Origin of the sequence: Nocardioides sp., from assembly GCF_035429765.1 — a bacterium.
In the GTDB taxonomy this organism is placed as follows: Bacteria; Actinomycetota; Actinomycetes; order Propionibacteriales; family Nocardioidaceae; genus Nocardioides.
In genome coordinates this window covers 1-12713 of record NZ_DAOMFK010000087.1, presented here as the reverse complement: position 1 = coordinate 12713, position 12713 = coordinate 1, and the positions used below count along the sequence as shown (strand labels likewise).

10 protein-coding genes are annotated in these 12713 nt (G+C 73.6%); 4 read left to right on the top strand and 6 right to left on the bottom strand.

Annotation, left to right across the window (positions count from 1 at the left end; all coding sequences use genetic code 11):
* Positions 1–9: 9 nt before the first annotated feature.
* The gene (locus PLP61_RS09680) at positions 10–1236 is read right to left on the bottom strand and encodes a fibronectin type III domain-containing protein (RefSeq protein ID WP_324502465.1); all 1227 of its coding nucleotides are present in this window, start codon (positions 1234–1236) and stop codon (positions 10–12) included.
* A gap of 177 nt (positions 1237–1413) precedes the next feature.
* Between PLP61_RS09680 and lhgD the strand changes: the two genes are divergently transcribed.
* Complete coding sequence (gene lhgD / locus PLP61_RS09675) at positions 1414–2613, top strand: L-2-hydroxyglutarate dehydrogenase (protein ID WP_324502463.1); 1200 nt, start codon at positions 1414–1416, stop codon at positions 2611–2613.
* Positions 2614–2640: 27 nt separating this feature from the next.
* Here lhgD and PLP61_RS09670 read toward each other — a convergent pair whose 3' ends face one another.
* The gene (locus PLP61_RS09670; RefSeq protein WP_324502462.1) at positions 2641–3300 is read right to left on the bottom strand and encodes an enoyl-CoA hydratase-related protein; all 660 of its coding nucleotides are present in this window, start codon (positions 3298–3300) and stop codon (positions 2641–2643) included.
* 232 nt (positions 3301–3532) lie between these two features.
* Between PLP61_RS09670 and PLP61_RS09665 the strand changes: the two genes are divergently transcribed.
* Together PLP61_RS09665 and PLP61_RS09660 are read left to right on the top strand one after the other, a co-directional pair.
* A complete protein-coding gene (locus PLP61_RS09665; protein WP_324502460.1) occupies positions 3533–4978 on the top strand; it encodes a nitronate monooxygenase in 1446 nt (481 codons plus the stop codon).
* A gap of 168 nt (positions 4979–5146) precedes the next feature.
* Positions 5147–6478, top strand: coding sequence for a hypothetical protein (locus PLP61_RS09660; RefSeq protein WP_324502458.1), 1332 nt, complete (start codon positions 5147–5149; stop codon positions 6476–6478).
* Positions 6479–6498: 20 nt separating this feature from the next.
* Here the strand turns inward: PLP61_RS09660 and PLP61_RS09655 are convergent, their stop codons facing one another.
* On the bottom strand, positions 6499–8115 hold the full coding sequence (locus tag PLP61_RS09655; RefSeq protein ID WP_324502456.1) for a phytoene desaturase family protein: 1617 nt from the start codon (positions 8113–8115) through the stop codon (positions 6499–6501).
* 74 nt (positions 8116–8189) lie between these two features.
* On the opposite strand from PLP61_RS09655, the gene PLP61_RS09650 reads away from it, so the two are divergent.
* The gene (locus tag PLP61_RS09650; protein WP_324502455.1) at positions 8190–8819 is read left to right on the top strand and encodes a TetR/AcrR family transcriptional regulator; all 630 of its coding nucleotides are present in this window, start codon (positions 8190–8192) and stop codon (positions 8817–8819) included.
* Positions 8820–8898: 79 nt separating this feature from the next.
* Here PLP61_RS09650 and asnA read toward each other — a convergent pair whose 3' ends face one another.
* From asnA to PLP61_RS09635, 3 genes are all read right to left on the bottom strand, one after another.
* Entirely contained in the window at positions 8899–10041 is a 1143-nt protein-coding gene (gene asnA / locus PLP61_RS09645; protein ID WP_324502454.1) for an aspartate--ammonia ligase, read from the bottom strand.
* Positions 10038–10793, bottom strand: coding sequence for a helical backbone metal receptor (locus tag PLP61_RS09640; protein WP_324502453.1), 756 nt, complete (start codon positions 10791–10793; stop codon positions 10038–10040). Before PLP61_RS09640 ends, asnA begins: the two co-directional genes overlap by 4 nt.
* Positions 10794–10854: 61 nt before the next feature.
* Positions 10855–12713 (bottom strand): methylmalonyl-CoA mutase family protein (locus PLP61_RS09635; protein ID WP_324502452.1); only part of this gene is annotated, 1859 nt, incomplete at its 5' end.

Here is a 12713-nt window from a genome sequence, read left to right as displayed (position 1 = left end):
GGCCAGAGGTCAGGGCCGCGCGTCCGGGGGCGCGCCGATGCTCCACGGGCCCGCGCCGCTCTTGGAGGTGGCCCGAACCTTGCAGGTGTACCGGACGCCGCGGGTCAGGCCGGGCACGGCCACGGGTGAGCGTGGGGCCGAGACCTGCACGGTGGCGCCGCGCGGCGGCACGCAGCGGACGCGGTACCCGGTCACCTTCGCGCCCCGCGGCGTGGCCGCCGAGAACCGCACCCGGCCGCGGTTCGCGGCCGTGCGTACGGCGGACACCGCGGTCGGCCGGGTCGGGGTGACCACGCCTCGGCGTACCTGCAGCACGCGGCGGGAGAAGGTGACGCCGTCGTAGGTCACCAGCATGGCTCCGCCGCCCGGCTCCTGGGTGACCGTGAGCGTTCCGGCCCCGGACCCGGACAGCGACGGGTCGAGGCCGGCGGTGGTCATCGAGGCGGGGTCGGGCACGCCGTAGACCTGCTTGAGGAACGCGCTGGGGATCCGCAGCTCACCGTGCCCCTGGACCTCGGTGGTGCCGTCCGACCTGAAGTGGCGGTTGGCGAGGGTGATCAGCAGGTAGTCGTTGCCCGCGGCGTCCTGCCGCACCTGCGGCGGGATGTCGGTCGCGGCGACGTTGGTGAAGTAGTGCATGCCGAGGAAGGCCTCGCGCTGCGTGGCGTCGGTCCACTGGCCGTTGTCGGAGACCTGGACGTCGAAGTAGCCGATCCACTCGGCGTCGAGGTCCGGGTCTGTGCCGGTGTACTCCGGGCAGACCCACGGCCACACCGACTGGTCGCACTGCCCGCTCACGACCACCGGCGTACCGGTGACCACGATCTCGTGGACGCCCCCGGGCGAGGTCCGGGTGACCGTCACGTCGCGTGCCTTGCCCGACACGACGCGGGGCAGGAGAGCGGGTCCGGTGGCGAGGTCGACCACGACCACGTCGTCCAGCGCAGCGGCGCCCAGCGTGGCGCTGTCGTCCCGCAGGAGGGTGAAGGAGGCGTAGGTCGCACCCCCCAGCGAGAAGCTGGTCCCGTTGAAGCTCCAGTGCGGGTCGGCGGCCGTCACCGGCGTACCGTCGACGCTCAGCGCGGCCACGCAGGGGTACGTCGGCGTGCCGGTGCCGCACCAGGTGACCGGTACGGAGGGGATGGTGTCGGCCGCTGCCGGTCCCGGCTGAACGACCCCGGCGAACGCCGTCGTGACGAGCAGGGCGGTGGCGGCGAGGAACCCGAGGACGCGCATACCTCCGCCGTAGCACCGCTGCGGAAGGCGCGTCAACCTGCTGGGTCGGGGTGCGGCGGGGATCACAGGGGCGCTCGTGCGGGTTCCCCCGCGAAGTGGAGGCGCCCCTGGGCTTCTGGGACGCCGGTGAGCACGCCTGCGAGGATGAGCACCGGCGACCAGGAGAGGGAGTGACCGGTGGGGGAGCGTTCCATCGGCGTCGTGGGCGGGGGGATCGTCGGCGTGGCGATCGCCCGCGAGCTGGCCCACCGGCGCCCCGACGCCAGCGTGGTGGTCTTCGAGAAGGAGGACCGGCTGGCCGCGCACCAGACCGGCCACAACTCCGGGGTCGTGCACGCGGGCATCTACTACAGGCCGGGCAGTCTCAAGGCGACGCTGTGCACCCGCGGCCGCCACCTGCTCCGGGACTACTGCGCCGAGAAGGGCCTGCCGTACGACGAGTGCGGCAAGCTCGTGGTGGCCGTGGACGACTCCGAGCTCGGCCGGATCGAGGCGCTGGAGCGGACCGCGACGGAGAACGGCGTCCCCGGCCTGCGTCGGGTCGCGTCCGAGGAGATCCCCGAGATCGAGCCGCACGCCGTCGGGCTGACCGCGCTGCACTCGCCGGCGACCGCGATCACCGACTACGTCGCCGTGACCGAGGCCCTCGCCGCGGACGTCGAGGCGGCGGGCGGTCGGATCCGGCTGTGCACGCCGATCACCGGGATCGCTCGCGCCGCCGGCCGGCTGGAGGTCCGCAGCGGCCAGGAGCGGCACCGGCTCGACCAGCTCGTCCTGTGCCCCGGCCTCCAGGCCGACCGGGTGTCCAGCCTGGCCGACGGCCAGGACGGCCCGCGGATCGTGCCGTTCCGCGGGGAGTACATGTCGGTCCGCCCCGCCAAGCAGCAGCTCGTCCGGGGACTGGTCTACCCCGTCCCCGACCCCCGCTACCCGTTCCTCGGCGTGCACTTCACCCGGCGCGTCACCGGCGGCCTCGAGGTCGGCCCCAACGCCGTGCTGGCGCTGAAGCGCGAGGGCTACCGGCGTACCGAGGTCGCCCTCCACGATCTCCGGAGCACCCTGGGCTGGCCGGGCTTCTGGCGGCTGGCTCGTCAGCACTGGCGCACCGGCATCACCGAGGTGCGCGGCTCGCTGTCGGTACGTGCCTACATGCGCGCCGCGCAGCGCTACGTCCCCGTCATCGGCGCGGATGACGTCGTGCGCGCGGGCGTCGGCATCCGCGCCCAGGCGATCGAGCGGGACGGCACGCTCGTCGACGACTTCCGGATCAGCCACGCCGACGGCGTCACCAGCGTGCGCAACGCGCCGTCGCCCGCGGCGACCTCGAGCCTGGCCATCGCGGAGTACGTCGTGGACCGGATCGAGGAGGCCGGCTGACGCGAGCCGGCGCGGGGCGGGCCGGGCTCAGTCGCTCTGCTCGAGCGCAGCGACCACGTCGGCGTACATCGTGGACTTGATGGCTCCCAGCGTGGTGCGGTCCTTGCCGGCCAGGTCGCGCACCATCTCCGACGCCACCCCGGGGAGCTCCTCCAGGGTCCCGAGCGCGTCGACCAGCCCGGCGCCGAGCGCCGCGGGCCCGGCGTACCGGCGGCCCGTGGTCATCGACGCGACGGCCGCCTGCGGCGTCAGCTTGGCCAGGATCAACGCGGACATGCCGGGGGTGAAGGGGATGTGGATGTCCACCTCGGGGAAGCAGAAGAACCCGCGGTCCGCGCGCATCACCCGGAAGTCGTGGGCCATCGCCAGCATCGCACCGGCGCCGAAGGCGTGGCCGGTGACGGCGGCGACCGTCGGGACCGGCAGCGTCAGCACCCGGGCGAAGAGGCGGTGCACCCGGGCCACGTAGTCGCCCAGCTGGTCCGGGTGCGCGCCGAGCCACTCCAGGTCCAGGCCGTTGGAGTAGAACTTCTCCCGCCCGGTGGTGACCAGGGCCGCCGGCTCCGTGGACCCGGCGACCTCGGCCAGGATCTCCTCGACCGAGTCCAGCCAGCCGGGCGAGAAGCGGTTCTCGTCAGGGCCGAGGTCGACCGTCCAGACCGGGCCGTCCTGCCGCAGGGTGGGCATCGCGCGTGCTCCCTTCACGTGATGGTTCAACGCGCCCCCTACTGTGCCCCACCGACCCGGACCCACCGACGCGGGGTGCGCCCGGCTGCCGAGCTCGGGTCGGCCGAAGGGCCTTCACCCTGCGCGACGACCGGGCCGAAGGGCCGTTCTTGTTCCCAGTGAACAAAGAGAGCGCCGGTTTCCTGGCTCCGGACGGCTATCCCTGCTCCCCCAGGCGTGTCACGGTCGATCTATGCCCTCAGTCAACGAGTGGACCATCATCCAGGGCGGCATGGGCGTGGCGGTCTCCGACTGGCGGCTGGCACGGGCGGTCTCCTCGGTGGGTCAGCTCGGCGTCGTGTCGGGCACCGCGCTCGAGGTCGTCTGCGCCCGCCGCCTGCAGCAGGGCGACCCCGGCGGGCACGTCCGGCGGGCGCTGGCGCACTTCCCCGACCCGGCCATCGCCGACTGGATCGTGCAGGCCTACTTCGTCGAGGGCGGCCTGGGGCCGACCGCTGCCTTCGCGGCGGTGCCGCGCTGGACCCTAGCCCCCGCCGCGCGGCTCCAGGAGCTGACCGTGGCAAGCAGCTTCGTCGAGGTCTACCTCGCCAAGGAGGGCCACGACGGGGCGGTCGGCATCAACTTCCTGCGCAAGATCGAGCTCCCCCTGCCGTTCGCGCTGTACGGCGCGATGCTCGCCGGCGTCGACTACGTCCTCGTGGGGGCCGGCAACCCCTCCGACGTTCCCGGCCTGGTGCGCCGGCTCGCGGACCGTGCGGACCTGGCCTGGCCGGTCCGGGTGCAGGGGGCCACGTCGGCCGACGGCGACCGGGCGGTCGTGATCAGCCCCCGGGCGCTGGCGCCCGACGTGGAGGATCCGCTGGTGGCGCCCCGGGTGCTGGCGATCGTGGCGTCGGTCGACCTGGCCGCCGCCCTGGCGGCGGACCCCGGCACCCGCCCCGACGGGTTCGTGGTCGAGGGCTCGAGCGCCGGCGGGCACAACGCACCGCCGCGCGGCCCCCGGAGGCTGGACGCGCTCGGGCAGCCGGCCTACGACGAGCGGGACGTCGTGGACGTGCCCGCGATCGTCTCCCTCGGCCTCCCGGTGTGGCTGGCCGGCTCCTACGGCAGCCCCGAGCGTCTGGGAGAGGCACGAGCCCAGGGTGCGGCCGGCGTGCAGCTGGGCACCGCCTTCGCGCTGTGCCAGGAGTCGGGCCTGGACGCTGCGCTCAAGACCAGGGTGCTCGACCGGGTGGCGGCCGAGGAGGTCAGCGTGCGCGCGGACTGGCGGGTCTCGCCCACCGGCTTCCCCTTCCGGGTGCTGGAGCTGGCCGAGACGCTGTCCGATCCCGACGTGGTGGCCGGCCGGCGTCGGGTCTGCGACCTCGGGGCGCTTCGCTCGCCGTACCGCACCGACGACGGCGGCGTCGCCTACCGGTGTCCGGCCGAACCCACCGACGTGTACGTGCGCCGCAAGGGTGGACGCGAGGCCAACACCGAGGGCCGGACCTGTCTGTGCAACGCCTTGCTGGCCTCGGCCGGGCTGGCGCAGAAGCGGCCCCACGGGTACGTCGAGCCGGCACTGGTCACGGCCGGGTCCGACTTCTCCCTGGTCGGCCGGCTGATGGCGCAGGCGCCGGACGGCAGGACCTACGCGGCTCGCGACGTCGTCCGCCTGATGATGGACGACGCGGTCTGAGCCGACGACCGCGACGCCCGGCGGGCTCGGTCAGGGACGGCCCCGTCCGCTCGGCCTCGGCCACGACCGGGCGGTTGTGTCGCAGCATCCGGCGAGCGATCCTGGAGCCAGGAGTCCCGGCGGCGTCGCCGGCCCGGCGAGGTGCCGTGGCCCAGGCTGGAGCGGACCATGTTCTCCGAGGTCGGCAGGTTGCTCGTCACGACCGCGCTCGTCTGCACCGGGGGCGCCGCCGCCGGCGGGGTGTCCGGCGTCGCCGTGAGGGCGGCGCGCGCGGACGTCTGGGACCCGGCCGTGACCCTGTCGGAGCCGAACTGGTACCAGTACGCCTCCGACAGTGCGGTCTCCGCGAACGGCGACATGGCGGTGGTGTGGGACCTCGATGGCGACATCCAGCTGGCCCGACGGCCGGCGGGTGGCGACTGGGACCCGACCGAGACCGTGGCGTCCGACGCCGGCTCGCCGCAGCTGGACTACGACGGTGCGGGGCGGCTGCTGCTGGTCTGGGCGACGAACCAGGCAGGTTCGCCCAAGCGGATCGTGGCGCGCACGCTCACCCCCGGCTCCGGGTGGGACGCTCCGCGCGTCATCGCCCACCGGCGTACCGGCAGTGTCTCGGTCCTGGACCTCGACCTGAACGCGGGCGGTGAGGCGCTGCTGGCGTGGCAGTGGAACACCAGGGGCCTGGTCAGCCGGGCCACGACCGCCGGCACGTGGTCCACCGGGCTGCGGATCAGCAACGTCGACTCGCGTGCCCTCGACGTGGAGCTCGGGGACGGCGGGCTCGCCGCGGTCCTGGTGCAGCGCGCGATCCGCCGCGGCGAGAACGCAGCCGACCTGATCCTGCAGGTCGCCCGTCAGCCCCGCGGTGGCGAGTGGGGGCCCTTCACGGTGGTCCGCACCCTGCGCGACGTCCCGGCGCCGTGGGTCGGGACGGGGGGCCTGGCCGTGGACGCCACCGGGCGGACGACGGTCGCCTGGCTGGCCCGGACACCGACCGGGTCCTGGGAGATCCGAGCCATCCGGGCCCGCGGGGCCCGACCGTGGGGCAAGCCCGCGGTCCTCGCCACCAGCGTCGGTGACTGGGAGTCCCCGGTGCGGGTGGTGGGCAACCCGAGGGGCGACGTGGTCGTCACCTACCAGGGCTGGCGCGACCGGTCGCTGCGCGCCGTGCACCGGCCCAGCGACGGACCCTGGTCCGCGCCCGTCAACGTGTCGGGCAGGGTGGCCTACATCTGCGACTGGGACGCCGCCCTGGCGCCGAACGGCCGTGCGCTGGCCCTCTGGAGCCGCAGCAGCGGTCCTGGCGACTGGGGGTACGGCGTCGACGCGGCCCTGATGACCCCTGCCGGGAAGTGGCGCGCGCCCCAGCGGCTCACCTCCACGAAGACCGTGGACGGCCACGCCCGGCTGGCCGCGATGAACCACGGTGAGGCGCTGGCCGTGTGGTCGGCGAAGGCCGGACCGTACGCCTTCCGGGTCACCGCCCGCACGCTCTCCTGAGTCGTCGTCGCCCGGCGCCGTCACCCGGTCGTGGCCACCGGTGCGGGGTCGGTCGTGGCCGGGGCGTCCCGGGCGGCCTTGAGCACGTCGAGGTAGCCGGCCGGGCCGAGCACCGCCCCGACTGCGAACACTCCGCCCATGAGCGCGCCCATCAGGCCCGGGGCACAGGCGTCGGCACCCGCGATCAGCAGCCCGGGCACCGGGCTCCTCGCGGCGACCAGCTCGCCGCGCAGCCGGTCAGGGGTACTGGCCAGCCCGTAGATGCCACCGGCCCGGTGGCCGGTGAAGTCGGTCACGGTCAGCGGGGTGGAGAGCTCGGTGTGGTCCACGAGCTCACCAAAGCCCGGGTAGCGGCGCTCCACCAGGTCCAGCAGCCCCCGGGAGATGCGCGCCTTGAGCGCGTCGTACTCCTCACCGCGGCGCATCCAGGTGCTGCCCTCCCACCGGGCGAACGCGTCGTGGCCGACGAACGCGATGATCTCGGCGGTGTGCCGCGTCGCCTCGGTGTCCTTCAGCGAGGGGAACGACAGGTAGGCACCGTGCGGCCGGCCCTCCAGCACGGCACCCGTGTCCGCCGCCGTGGCGTCGTGGTCGAAGGAGTCGTAGAACCAGTGGTTCTCGCCGCGGAAGCCGAGCCGGGCGGGCGACTCCTTGAGACCGAGGTAGAGCGTCACGGTCGAGCCGGAGGGCTCGGCCGCCTCCACCCGGGCGCGGAGGTCGTCGGCGGTGCCCGCAGGCAGCAGCCGGCAGTACGTCGTGTGCGCGCCCGCGTCCGAGACGACCAGCGGGGCGCGGAAGACCGCCTCGCTGCCGCCCCGGCCCTTCTTCACGTGGGCCCGGACCCCCACGGCCCGGCCGTCCTCGACCAGGATCTCCTCGACCTCGTGGTTGATCCGGCACGAGCCGCCGCGGGCCTCGATCACCCGCTGGCAGGCGACCGCGATCGCCTCCGAGCCGCCCCTGGGGAACCAGCCACCGTCCAGGTAGTGCGCCACCAGCAGGGCGTGCATCCCGAACGCGCTGCGCTCGGGCGGCAGGCCGTAGTCGCCCCACTGCGAGACCAGGAGAGCGCGCAGCCGCGGGTCGGTGAGGTGACGGCGCAGGTAGTCGGCGGTGGTCATCGTCCCCAGCCGCTTGCCGCGCGCGTTGGCCACGTCCAGGCCCAGGCCGAGCACGCCGCCCGCCGACCAGCCCCAGGCGTTGCGCCCGTACCACGTCGCGGCGCGCCGGACGTCCTCGAAGTAGCGGGCGATCCCGGCCGACTCGTGCGGGAACACCTGGGTCAGCCGCGCGGCGTACTCCTCGGGCCGGTCGGGGACGGTGAACTCCAGGTCGGGGTAGTGGAAGACCTCGAAGTCGGCAGGCATCGGGTCCCACGCGACGGCGGCCGCCGGGTCGCCCCCTCCGGTCACCAGGTCGATCAGCCGCCGCGACGTCCGCCCCGGCGCCATCCCGCCGATGTAGTGCACCCCGACGTCCCACCGGTAGCCGCGCCGCTGGAACTCGTGGGTGAAGCCCCCGAGCCGGAAGTGCCGCTCCAGCACGAGCACCCGGCGGTCGGTGAGCTGGGCGAGCAGGGACGCGGCGGTCAGCCCGCCGATCCCCGACCCGATGACGATGGCGTCGAAGTCGTCCATGGCGTCCCTCCCGGGATCATCTTGACGATGCAAAGATAGCGCAGATCCTGACACTGTCAAGATAGAATGTGGCTGTGGCCAAGCCCGCCTACCACCACGGTGACCTCCGGCGCGCGCTCCTCGACGCGGGGCTCGCGGTGGTCGAGCGCGAGGGGGTGGAGGGCCTGGGACTGCGCGCGGTGGCCCGCGAGGCCGGGGTGAGCCACGCCGCGCCGTACCACCACTTCGCCGACAAGGCCGCGCTGGTCGAGGCGATGGCTGTGCAGGGGTTCGCCGACCTGGTCGCTGACATGACCCGCGCGCGGGAGCTCTCGGGGGCCGACGAGCTGACCGGGCTGTTCGAGACCGGCCGGGCCTACGCCCGGTTCGCGCTGGGCCACGAGGAGCTGTTCCGGCTGATGAACCGGCCCGAGCTGCGCCGCGACTCTCCCGCGGTCGTGGCGGCCGCGCAGGCGGCGTACGACGTGCTGGTGGCGGCGGTCGCCGCCGGACAGCGGGCCGGCGTGGTCGACGGGACCGACCCGCGCTCGGTCGCCCGGACCGCGTGGTCGGCCGTGCACGGTGTCGTGGTGCTGCTCGTCGACGGGCTGCTGGCCGAGGGACCCGGCGAGCCGGCCGGGGCCGAGCGGGTCGGGGCCGAGCGGGTGGTGGATGAGGTGCTGGTCCTGGTCGGCACCGGATTCGTCACGCGCCACCCAGGGTAGTTCGCCGCGATTCCCATCATTTCCGGCCCGGCAATGATGAGAATCGCGGCGGACAATCTCCTCCCGGAGAGGGGGACGTCTACTCGAGCACGTGGATGCCCCGGTCGGCGCAGAGGTCCTTGAGCACCCGGGGCCACACGGTCACGCTGACCTCGCCGAGGTGGGCCTTGCGCAGCAGCAGCATCAGCGTGCGGGACTGGCCGATCCCGCCGCCGATGGACAGCGGCAGGGTCCCGTCGACGATCCCGCGGTGGTAGGGCAGGTCGAGCCAGTCCAGCTGGCCGGTCAGCTCCAGCTGCTGGCGCAGCGCGGCGGCGTCCACGCGGATCCCCATCGAGCTCAGCTCGTGGCGGCGCCTGGTCACCGGGTTCCACACCAGGATGTCGCCGTTCAGACCGTGCCGGACCTGACCGTCGGGCCCGGTGGTGGGCGTGACCCAGTCGTCGTAGTCGGCGGCCCTCATCTCGTGCGGGTACCCGTCGGCCAGGGTCCAGCCGATCCCCACCAGGAACACCGCCGGGTGCTCCTGCAGCAGCAGCGTCTCCCGCTGCTTGCGCGGCAGGTCGGGGTAGCGGGCGAGCAGGTCCTCGGCGTGCACGAAGGTGATCTCCTCGGGCAGGTCCGGGTAGCGCTCGTCGGCGAGCTGCGGGAACAGCTCACGGGCGTGCGCCCCGGCCCCGTGGAGCACCGACCAGATCCGGCGCACTGTCTCCTGGAGAGTCTCGAGGGTCCGCTCCTCGGCGGTGAGCACCCGCTCCCAGTCCCACTGGTCGACGTACGCGCTGTGGTCGTGGTCGAGGAAGTAGTCCTTGCGCACCGCGCGCATGTCGGTGCACAGCCCCTCACCGGGCGCCATGCCGAACTGGCGCAGCGCCGTCCGCTTCCACTTGGTGGCGGCCTGCACCACCTGGGCGTGGACCGGGTGCGCGCCGTTGTCGTTGTCGATCCGGAACGACACGGGGGTGCGGGACCCGTCGCGGTCCAGCATGTCGTTGACGCCGGACTCCTCCTCGACGACCAGCGGCACCTGCACCATCTCCAGGCCCAGCTCACGGCAGAGCCCCTCCTCGATGAAGCGCCTGACCGCGACGATGGCCTGCTGGGTCTCGCGGGGGGTGAGCAGCGAGCGGTAGTCCTCCGGCAGGACCCGGGCGACCTCCTCGTAGCTGCCGATCCCCGGACCCGCCAGGTCGGCGCGCTTGGCGTCGGTGACGTCGCTCATGGGCTGCTCCCTCCCGCCGGACCGGGAGGCACCTCCGGGTCCCGGGGCCCAGTCTGCTCCCCGAGCAGGTCCGGCAGGGAGGGCACCTCCAGCAGGGAGGGGCCGTACCACGTGAGCAGCCGCCCGCTGACCAGCCGGGTGGGGCTGAGGCGGAACACCTCGGGGCCGTCCTGGGCGGTGAACGGGTACGGCTCGTCGGGCAGCAGTACGACGTCCGCGCCGGCGCCGTCGATCTCCGCAAGCGACACCGCGGGGTACCGCCCCGGGAGCCCGTCGAACACGTTGCGCCCGCCCAGCCGCCGGACCAGGTCGCCGGTGAAGGTCGACCCGCCGACCACCATCCAGGGGTCCCGCCACACCGCGACGGCCACGCGGGCGACGGCCGGGGGCAGGGGTCCGCACCAGCGCTCGCGGGCGTGGGCGAGCCAGGCCGGCCGGGACCAGCCCAGCGCCTCGTCGAAGAGCCGCTCGAGGGACGCCACCGCCTCGGGCACGGTCTCGATCTCGGTCACCCACACGGCGAGCCCCGCTGCGCGGAGACGGCGTACGTCGAGCTCGCGGTTCTCCTCCTTGTTCGCGACCACCAGGTCCGGGGCCAGCGCCACGACCCGGGCGACGTCGGGGTTCTTGGTGCCGCGCACCCGGACCACGTCCAGGTCCGCCGGCCGGGTGCACCAGTCGGTCGCGCCGACCACGGCCGCCGGCCGGGCGTCGGCGAGGGTCTCGGTCAGCGACGGCACGAGGGAGACCACCCGCCGTACCGGACGGCGGACCGGCACCGAGGCGCCGAGGTCGTCGACGGGCGGCCGTGGCTCAGACGTTGCGACGGTACTGCCCGCCGACCTCGAAGAACGCCTCGGTGACCTGGCCGAGCGAGCAGACCCGCGCGGCGTCCATGAGCACGGCGAAGACGTTCTCCCCCGACACGGCGGCCTGCTTGAGCCGGGCGAGGGCCTGGGCAGCCTCCTCGGCGTGCTCGGCCTGGAAGCGGCGCACCCGGGTGAGCTGCGACTCCTTCTCGGCCTCGGTGGCGCGCGCGAGCTCGACGTGGTCGGGGGTGCCGTCGCCGGCGTCGGGGCGCCGGAAGGTGTTGACACCGATGATCGGCAGCGACCCGTCGTGCTTGCGGTGCTCGTAGAGCATCGACTCGTCCTGGATCCGGCCGCGCTGGTAGCCGGTCTCCATCGCGCCGAGCACTCCACCGCGCTCGGTGAGGCGGTCGAACTCGGCCAGCACCGCCTCCTCCACGAGATCGGTGAGCTGGTCGATGATGAACGAGCCCTGGAGCGGGTTCTCGTTCATCGCCAGGCCCCACTCGCGGTTGATGATCAGCTGGATCGCGAGCGCGCGGCGTACCGACTCCTCTGACGGCGTCGTCACCGCCTCGTCGAAGGCGTTGGTGTGCAGGGAGTTCGCGTTGTCGTAGATCGCGATCAGCGCCTGCAGGGTGGTGCGGATGTCGTTGAAGTCCATCTCCTGCGCGTGCAGGGACCGGCCCGACGTCTGGACGTGGTACTTCAGCTTCTGCGAGCGCTCGTTGGCGCCGTACCGGTCGCGCATCGCCACCGCCCAGATCCGGCGGGCCACGCGACCGATGACGGAGTACTCCGGGTCCATCCCGTTGGAGAAGAAGAACGACAGGTTCGGGGCGAAGTCGTCGATGTCCATGCCGCGCGCCAGGTAGGCCTCCACGTAGGTGAAGCCGTTGGCCAGGGTGAACGCGAGCTGGCTGATCGGGTTGGCCCCCGCCTCCGCGATGTGGTAGCCGGAGATCGACACGGAGTAGAAGTTGCGCACGCTGTGCTCGATGAACCACTCCTGGATGTCGGCCATCATCCGCAGCGAGAACTCCGTGGAGAACAGGCAGGTGTTCTGCCCCTGGTCCTCCTTGAGGATGTCGGCCTGCACCGTGCCCCGGACGGTCGCCACCGCGTCGGCCGCGATCCCCGCGCGCTCCTGCTCGGTCGGCTCGCGGCCCTCGCGGGCGCGGAACGCGTCGACCTGCTGGTCCACGACCGTGTTGAGGAAGAAGGCCAGCACGGTCGGGGCCGGGCCGTTGATGGTCATCGAGACGCTGGTCGTCGGCGCCACCAGGTCGAAGCCGTCGTAGAGGGCCTTCATGTCCGGGAGCGTCGCCACGCTCACCCCGGAGGTGCCGACCTTGCCGTAGACGTCGGGCCGCTCGTCGGGGTCGCGGCCGTAGAGCGTCACGGAGTCGAACGCCGTCGACAGCCGGGTCGCGGGCTGGCCCTGCGACAGCAGCCGGAAGCGGCGGTTGGTGCGGAACGGGTCGCCCTCGCCGGCGAACATCCGGGCCGGGTCCTCGCCCTCGCGCTTGAACGGGAAGACCCCGGCGGTGAAGGGGAAGTGGCCGGGAAGGTTCTCGCGGCGCCAGAACCGCACCAGCTCCCCGTGGTCGGTCCAGCTCGGCAGCGCCACCCGCGGGACCCGGTTCCCCGAGAGGGACTCCCGGGTCAGCGGGGTGCGCAGCTCCCTGTCCCGGACCCGGACGACCTGCTCGTCACCGGAGTACGACGCCACCACGTCGGGCCAGGCCGCGACCTGGTCGGCCACCTCGGGGGGCAGGTCGGCCCGGGCCCGGGCGAGCAGGCCGTCCAGCCCGGCGGTCTGCGCGGCGGCGCCCTCGGGGCCCGCGTCGACCAGCTCCTGGC

Bases quoted from the DNA above. Each gene is read 5' to 3' on its own strand.
- PLP61_RS09680 (WP_324502465.1), bottom strand. From the start codon at position 1,236: ATGCGCGTCCTCGGGTTCCTCGCCGCCACCGCCCTGCTCGTCACGACG.
- PLP61_RS09670 (WP_324502462.1), bottom strand. From the start codon at position 3,300: ATGCCCACCCTGCGGCAGGACGGCCCGGTCTGGACGGTCGACCTCGGC.
- PLP61_RS09665 (WP_324502460.1), top strand. From the start codon at position 3,533: ATGCCCTCAGTCAACGAGTGGACCATCATCCAGGGCGGCATGGGCGTG.
- PLP61_RS09660 (WP_324502458.1), top strand. From the start codon at position 5,147: ATGTTCTCCGAGGTCGGCAGGTTGCTCGTCACGACCGCGCTCGTCTGC.
- PLP61_RS09655 (WP_324502456.1), bottom strand. From the start codon at position 8,115: ATGGACGACTTCGACGCCATCGTCATCGGGTCGGGGATCGGCGGGCTG.
- asnA (WP_324502454.1), bottom strand. From the start codon at position 10,041: ATGAGCGACGTCACCGACGCCAAGCGCGCCGACCTGGCGGGTCCGGGG.